Source organism: Nocardia grenadensis NBRC 108939 (assembly GCF_001613445.1).
GTDB lineage: Bacteria > Actinomycetota > Actinomycetes > Mycobacteriales > Mycobacteriaceae > Nocardia > Nocardia grenadensis.
The window spans coordinates 1-519 of the sequence record NZ_BDCJ01000071.1 but is presented as its reverse complement, the minus strand read 5'-3'; the positions used below and the strand labels follow the sequence as shown (position 1 = coordinate 519).

Annotated in this window: 1 protein-coding gene; it reads left to right on the top strand. The window is 65.1% G+C overall.

The window, feature by feature from the left end:
* Positions 1–519 (top strand): AMP-binding enzyme (locus tag NGR01S_RS29765; protein ID WP_157107521.1); only part of this gene is annotated, 519 nt, incomplete at both ends.

Genomic DNA, 519 nt, shown 5'->3' with positions numbered 1-519 from the left:
GGCGGATCGTTTTGTGGCGAGCCCGTTCGACCTCGCGGAGCGGATGTATCGCACGGGTGACCTGGTGCGGTGGCAGCAGGTGGACGGCCTGCCGGTGTTGGAGTATTTGGGTCGTACCGATTTCCAGGTGAAGTTCCGTGGTCAGCGGATCGAGCTGGGGGAGATCGAGTCGGCGTTGCTGGCGCAGCCGGTGGTCAGCCAGACCGTCGTGACCGTTGCCGCCTCTGACCTCGGTGAGCAGTTGGCCGCCTATGTCGTTCCGGCGCCCGGTGCGCAGATCGATTCCGCGGCATTACTGGATTCCCTGCGTGACGTGTTGCCGGTGTACATGATCCCGGCCGTGGTCATGCAGTTGGACGCGTTCCCGTTGAACACCTCCGGCAAGCTGGACCGTAAGGCGCTGCCCGCGCCGGTGTTCGAGGCCCGTGAATTCCGCGCCCCGTCTACCCCGATCGAGGAGATCGTGGCGGGCGTATTCGCCGAGGTCCTCGGTGTACAGCGGGTCGGTGTAGACGACGA